This window comes from Neoroseomonas lacus, from assembly GCF_014644535.1.
Classification (GTDB): Bacteria; Pseudomonadota; Alphaproteobacteria; order Acetobacterales; family Acetobacteraceae; genus Neoroseomonas; species Neoroseomonas lacus.
The window spans coordinates 1-5728 of record NZ_BMKW01000043.1 but is presented as its reverse complement, the minus strand read 5'-3'; the positions used below and the strand labels follow the sequence as shown (position 1 = coordinate 5728).

Below are 5728 nucleotides of genomic sequence, written 5' to 3'. Positions count from 1 at the left end.
ACGTCACCGCATCGGTGCCGCCATTCGCGCCTTCGACCACGATGTCGGATGCGCTGTCCAACCCAATGTAGCGGTCGTTGCCGGCGCCGCCGATGAGGGAATCGGCGCCCGCTCCGCCGACGAGATCGTCGTTGCCATCGCCGCCCAGCAGCGTGTCGTTGCCGTTGCCGCCCACCAGGTAGTCCTCGCCGCCGAGGCCACTCAGCACGTTGGCCGCGTCATTGCCCCTGATCACATTGGCCATGTCGTTGCCCGTGCCGTTCAGTGCCTGCGTGCCGAGCAGCCACAACGTCTCGACATTCGCCGTGAGCGTGTAGCTGATGTTGGAGGTCACCACATCGGTACCGCCGTTCGCGCCTTCGACCACGATGTCGGATGCGCTGTCCAACCCCTCGTAGCGATCGTTGCCGGCGCCACCGACGAGGGAATCGGCACCTGACCAGCCGACGAGAATGTCGTCGCCGGCGCCACCGAGCAGCGTGTCATTGCCGGCAGCGCCGACCAGCCTGTCGGTGTCGTCGCCGCCATTGAGAAGGTCGGCCCCGCCCCCGCCGATGAGGGTGTCGTTGCCGCCAAGGCCGGCCAGCACGTCGTTCGCGCCGCTGCCGGAGATGACATTGGCGAGCGCATTGCCGGTGCCGTACCGCGCAGAGCCGACCAGGGTGAGGTCCTCGACATAGGCGGGTAGCGTGAAGTCGACGCTGGCGGTGACGTGGTCGGTTCCGCCACCGGAGCCCTCGGTCACGACGTCACCGGCGTGGTTCACGATGTACTCGTCATTGCCGGCAGCGCCGGACATCGTGTCCGCACCAGACGTGCCGATCAGCGTGTCAGGCCCAGCCGTGCCAACTTCAACCGGCGGTACAGGGTCGGTGCCGCCATCGAGCCAGGGTGCGCTGGTATCGAGCGTGGGTCGTGCAGACAGATAGCTTGTGCCGGAGGTGGTGCCTGGGCCAGACACGATCTGTCCAGAGGTCAGCCCATAGACATCATTGTTGGAGATTGCCGCCGTCACCGTGGTGGCGTTCAACACCATCCGCACGCTGGAACTGCTGGTCATGTCGTTGACGACGACATTGCCGGAGACGGTAAGGCTGGAGCCGGCATAGGCCGCGCTTTCACCACCGTAGTGGATGATCGCCGGATTGGCCGAATTCACGCCCTGCTCGATGACGTTGTTCTGGATGACGGCAACGCCGCCGTTCGGGATATCGATGCTGTAGCTACCCGTGCCGGTGCCGTCATAGATGCGCGAATTGGTGATGGTGGTGGATTGCGCGCGACTCTTGATCTGGTGACCGACGTCCGCGTCGTGGAAGTAGCTGTCATCGATGATCAGTGCTGTGACGGTCCCGACATAGATGTTGTGGGAGTACCCGTCGCCAGCGCCGTTGTTCGCAAATTCCGAACCGGTGATCCGCACGGTTCCGCCCGCGGGCGCGAGGATGCCGTCCTGGTTGTCGTGAAAATAGCTGTCGATGACGGTCAGGTTTCCTGCCTCATGACGAATCCCGGCGCCGTTCAGGTCCGATACCGCGGCGCCCGAGAAGCTGAGATTCTGTATGGTCACGTCCGCCTGCGTGACGAAAATCGCCTTGCCATTCGGCGGCGGCACGGTCGCGACGAAATTCGCCATGCCGCCGACGCCAACAACGGTGATGTCCGTTCGGATGGTGGCGAAGTCGTTGACGTAGGTACCGGCCTGAACGGCGATCACATCGCCGTCCCGCGATGCCGCCACCGCGGCCGACAGCGTCGCATACGTCTGCCCGCTTCCAACATTGAGAGTCGCCATGAAATCAGCCCCCTGAGTTCTGATTGAACACGCCGCAGCCCGCCCCTCGGCCTGCGTTGCGATACTGGCTGCTGCATCGAGCACCATCGAAGGTGCTGTCAGCGGCGCAGTGCAGTCGCGCTGTGGTAGACAGTTCCCGTATTTATTGACGCAATACGGAAGACCGCTACACGCGATGCGTGTGGTTGCTAGCAGCGACACACGTTAATGGCAAGTTAACGGTATTCAACGCGCGGATCAGGGAGGGGTGCTGACACGACCCTCGCCGGGCACCGGTAAAACCGGCCCCGAGAGGCGATTCCTCCGTAGAAGCGCTGGGTTGCCGTATCGTAGGCAACGAAGGCAGTCCGATGGCGGCTTTCATTCACGAACGCGTTATTTTTGATCAGAGTTTCGGGCGCCTCCCAATCAGCGCCCTCCGCGCCGACGCTGATCGCCGCACTGCGGTTGCCGCTTCGTGCATCTTTCGACAGCGGTTTCCCTCGATGAGTACCGAGCCGCCATTCGGTACATCGATCAGGTAGCTGGCCGTGGCCTGCCCGCTGAGAAGTGGCCCATCGGGAGGGCAACTTTTTCGGGCACTCTGACCGAGGAGGAAGAGTGCCATGAAGAGGAAGCGGTATTCGGAGGAGCAGATCGCCTTTGTGCTGCGGCAGGCGGAGAGTGGGGCGGCGGTGGAAGATATCTGCCGCAAGCTCGGGGTGTCGGAGCCGACGTTCTACCGGTGGAAGAAGCAGTTCGCCGGGATGGGCGTGGTGGAGACCCGACGGCTGAAGCGGCTGGTGGCGGATCACGCTCGACAAGAGCATGTTGCAGGACGTGCTTCGGCGAAAGTGGTGAGGCCCGCCGTGCGCCGCGACGTGGTGCGCCACCTGCGGGGCGCCTACGCGATCGGCGAGCGGCGGGCCTGCCATGCCACGGGGTTCCATCGGTCGTCGCAGCGCTGCTGCTCGCGGCAGGATCCGCAGACAGAGTTGCGCGTCCGGCTGCGGGACCTGGCGGCGAGCCGGGTGCGCTACGGCTACCGACGACTGCATGTGCTGCTGCGACGGGAGGGCTGGCCGGTGAACGCGAAGCGCGTGTATCGCCTGTACAGCGAGGAAGGCCTGACGATCCGGTCCAAGGTGCCGCGGCGCAAGCGGGCGTGGCGGTACCGGGTGGGGCGGCCGGGCGCGACGGCGTCAAACGAGATCTGGTCGATGGACTTCGTCGCCGACCAGTTGTTCGACGGCCGGCCGATCCGGATCCTGGCGGTGCTCGATGCCCACACGCGAGAGGCGCTCACGATCGTGCCGAGAGTGAGCTTCCGGGCGTTCGACGTGGTGCAGGAGCTCGATCCCCAGGCGCGCGAATGGGGGCGGCCGAAGACGCTGAAGGTCGACAACGGGCCGGAATTTTGCCGGACGGATGCTGGACCAGTGGGCGCACCTGAACGGGGCGGAGATCGCCTTCGCGCGTCCCGGAAAACCAACGGACAATGCGCATATCGAAGCGTTCAACAGCCGGCTGCGGGCCGAATGTTTGAACGCCTCGTGGTTCCTGTCGCTGGCCGACGCGCGGGAGCGGCTGGAGGCATGGCGACGCGAATACAACGAGGAACGGCCGCATGGGTCATTGCGGAACTTGACCCCGCAGGCGTTCGCCGAGCAGGCTCAACACGCCCGAGAAGTTGCCTAGGCCCCGGACCAGAGTTGGGAGCAGGATCAAGCCGACGATTCATTGAGTTTCACCCCGGACTACCCCATGGGGACAGGCCACATGGTGCACCCACCTCCGATCGAAACTTCAGCACACAACGTCGACGCTTTACGACCCCGCAGCCAATCCGTGGTAAGGGCGGGCGCGATTTGCTGCGCGCTGCAGGTGATCTCCATGGCGGCCTCGGCTGCCGAATTGATCGTCGGTCCCGGACTTCGCTTCCAGCAACCGAGCGAGGCGGCAACCATCGCTCAATCCGGCGACACCGTGCGGATTATGCCCGGCACATACTATGACTGCGCGGTCTGGCGGGCCGACGATCTCACCATTGAAGGAAGCGGCGAATCGACGCGCGTCACTGACCGTGTCTGCGACGGCAAGGCAATCTTCGTCATCGTGGGTAGCAACGTCCGCATCCTTAACCTCACACTGGCGCGTGCACGGCATTTCGAAGGGCATGGCGCCGCGATCCGAGCCGAGGGCAGAGACCTGTCGCTCAATCGCCTCCTCATAGAGAACAACCAGGACGGCATCTTCGCGCCAGGCGCCATGGGTGGCGTGCTGCGCATCGAGCAAAGTATCTTTCGCAACAATGGCGCGATGCCGGGAAGCACTCCGAGTGCCGCCGTGCGTGTGGGTGCCCTGCAAGCTCTAGTCATTCGAAACACGGTGTTCGAGGGCGGGCGCGGAAAAGGTGCGGTTCTGTCAGCCGCCGCCTGGACCGGCTTAGAAGGCTGCAACATTGATGCCGGGGCCGAGATGGAAAGTGCAACTGTGACTGTTGAAGGCGCCCTTCGCGCCATTTCCAACCGAATCGAGGCCGGTGCGGGGCCGCGTGGCTATCGAGCAGCTATCCTCGCCCTCCCCCCCCGCATCCAACAACGGCTTATCGTCACGGGTAATAGGCTCGAAGGCCATGGCCAGCTTCTGGTCAATTGGTCCGGCCAGAGCATGGAGTTGTCACAGAACGACGTAGAACCCGGCAGTCTTGTAGCAACGATGCAGGGTGCCTGGTGGTATGCAGCTAGGCAATGGCTCCGGGTTGCATGGAACCAGATGCGCGTGTTCGCGCGGCAGTTTGTGCAGGTTTTGCGGACCATCCGTCAGGACGTGACGGCCGCCTAGGGACTGTTGACATTACCGCGTTGCGATCACCGCGGCGGCGAGACTGATGGCGGCACGAAAGCTGGTGTCGGTCTTGCAGTAGCGGGTGGCGACGGCACGGAACTCCTCGAGTTTGGCGAAGCAATTCTCGATCCGGTGCCGCCAGCGGTCGATGTCTTTGTCGTAGTCGATCGCGGCCTTGCGATTGGATTTCGGCCGTATCACGGCGGCGGCGCCGCGTACGTCGAGTTCGACGCGCAGCCAATCGACATTGAAGGCGCGGTCGCCCAGCAGGGCGCCGAACACTACGCCCTCGATCAGTGGCGGCACGCCGACGGTGTTGTGCCGTTGGCCCGGCAGCAGCACGAAGCGCGCGAGGTTCCCAAGCGCATCGACCAGCGGCACGATCTTGCTCGTCAGGCCGCCGCGCGATCGCCCGATGGCCTGTTTCTGAGTCCCCGATTTGCGCTGTGGCCTGCTGCCGGTTCGATGGACACGGAGTTTAGCCTGAACTGGCCAAGCGCTCGAATTCCATAGGGCTGAGATAGCCGATGGTCGAGTGCCGTCGCCTGGGGTTGTAGAAGCGCTCGATGTAGTCGGACACATCGGCCCTGGCCTGGTCGCGATTGCGATAGACCCGGGCCCTGACGCGTTCGGTCTTGAGCGACGAGAAGAAGCTCTCCATCGCGGCATTGTCCCAGACATTGCCAGACCTACTCATCGAGCAGGTGATGCCATGATCGGCCATCAATCGCTGGAACGGATCAGCGCTATATTGGCTGCCGCGATCCGAGTGATGGAGCACGGAACACGGGCTGCCGCGCCGCCAGATCGCCATGACCAGCGCATCGGTGACGAGTTGCGCCGTCTTGTTGGCGCTCATCGACCAGCCCACGACGCGGCGCGAAAACAGGTCCAGCACTACGGCCACGTAAAGCCAGCCCTCGGCGGTCCAGATGTAGGTGAAGTCAGCCACCCATTTCTGGTTCGGTTGCTGCTCCGCGAACTGACGGTCGAGGATATTGGGCAGCACGGCGGCCAGCCGCCACTCACCGATGTCCTTGGGCAGGCCGCGGCGGCGCGGTCGTGCCCGAAGTGCCTGCTGGCGCATCAGCCGTTCAATCTTGTGCA

The 5728-nt window shown here is 63.9% G+C and carries 3 protein-coding genes and 2 pseudogenes; 2 read left to right on the top strand and 3 right to left on the bottom strand.

Going from position 1 to position 5728, the window contains the following annotated elements; genetic code table 11:
- Positions 1-1882: pseudogene (locus tag IEY36_RS30185) on the bottom strand (hypothetical protein); the annotation flags it as partial.
- 518 nt (positions 1883-2400) lie between these two features.
- Between IEY36_RS30185 and IEY36_RS30180 the strand changes: the two are divergent.
- Both IEY36_RS30180 and IEY36_RS30175 read left to right on the top strand, forming a co-directional pair.
- A pseudogene (locus IEY36_RS30180) lies at positions 2401-3472 on the top strand (IS3 family transposase).
- A gap of 81 nt (positions 3473-3553) precedes the next feature.
- Positions 3554-4618: a right-handed parallel beta-helix repeat-containing protein gene (locus IEY36_RS30175; RefSeq protein WP_188973998.1), complete on the top strand. Its 1065-nt coding sequence runs from the start codon at positions 3554-3556 to the stop codon at positions 4616-4618.
- A gap of 12 nt (positions 4619-4630) precedes the next feature.
- Here IEY36_RS30175 and IEY36_RS30170 read toward each other — a convergent pair whose 3' ends face one another.
- Together IEY36_RS30170 and IEY36_RS30165 are read right to left on the bottom strand one after the other, a co-directional pair.
- Positions 4631-5203 (bottom strand): IS5 family transposase, encoded by a 573-nt coding sequence (locus IEY36_RS30170; RefSeq protein WP_188973996.1) that lies wholly within the window; start codon positions 5201-5203, stop codon positions 4631-4633.
- Positions 5100-5728 (bottom strand): IS3 family transposase (locus IEY36_RS30165; RefSeq protein WP_188973994.1); only part of this gene is annotated, 629 nt, incomplete at its 5' end. The genes IEY36_RS30165 and IEY36_RS30170, both read right to left, overlap by 104 nt.

Bases quoted from the DNA above. Each gene is read 5' to 3' on its own strand.
- IEY36_RS30175 (WP_188973998.1), top strand. From the start codon at position 3,554: ATGGTGCACCCACCTCCGATCGAAACTTCAGCACACAACGTCGACGCT.
- IEY36_RS30170 (WP_188973996.1), bottom strand. From the start codon at position 5,203: ATGTGTCCGACTACATCGAGCGCTTCTACAACCCCAGGCGACGGCACT.